A 723-nucleotide genomic window follows, 5' to 3' on the forward strand; every position below is an offset into this window, starting at 1 on the left:
ACATTTTAAGTGAAATCGAGTAGGTCGGAGCACGTGAAACTTTGACTGAATATAGGTGGACCATCATCTAAGGCTAAATACTCCCAACTGACCGATAGTGAACCAGTACCGTGAGGGAAAGGCGAAAAGAACCCCTGTGAGGGGAGTGAAATAGAACCTGAAACCGTGTACGTACAAGCAGTAGGAGCCCACTTGTTGGGTGACTGCGTACCTTTTGTATAATGGGTCAGCGACTTATATTTTGTAGCGAGGTTAACCGATTAGGGTAGCCGTAGGGAAACCGAGTCTTAACTGGGCGAATAGTTGCAAGGTATAGACCCGAAACCCGGTGATCTAGCCATGAGCAGGTTGAAGGTTGAGTAACATCAACTGGAGGACCGAACCCACTAACGTTGAAAAGTTAGGGGATGACTTGTGGTTAGGAGTGAAAGGCTAATCAAACCGGGAGATAGCTGGTTCTCCCCGAAATCTATTTAGGTAGAGCCTCGGACGAATACTTACGGGGGTAGAGCACTGTTAAGGCTAGGGGGTCATCCCGACTTACCAACCCTTTGCAAACTCCGAATACCGTAAAGTAATATCCGGGAGACACACGGCGGGTGCTAACGTCCGTCGTGAAGAGGGAAACAACCCAGACCGCCAGCTAAGGTCCCAAAGTCATAGTTAAGTGGGAAACGATGTGGAAAGGCCCAGACAGCCAGGAGGTTGGCTTAGAAGCAGCCA

At 49.1% G+C, this 723-nt stretch carries 1 rRNA gene; it reads left to right on the top strand.

Annotated features, from left to right (window positions below):
* Positions 1-723: ribosomal RNA gene (locus AAEZ18_RS18325) — 23S ribosomal RNA — on the top strand; the annotation flags it as partial.

This window comes from Pseudoalteromonas sp. 19-MNA-CIBAN-0066 (assembly GCF_040308705.1).
Taxonomy (GTDB): Bacteria; Pseudomonadota; Gammaproteobacteria; order Enterobacterales; family Alteromonadaceae; genus Pseudoalteromonas; species Pseudoalteromonas nigrifaciens.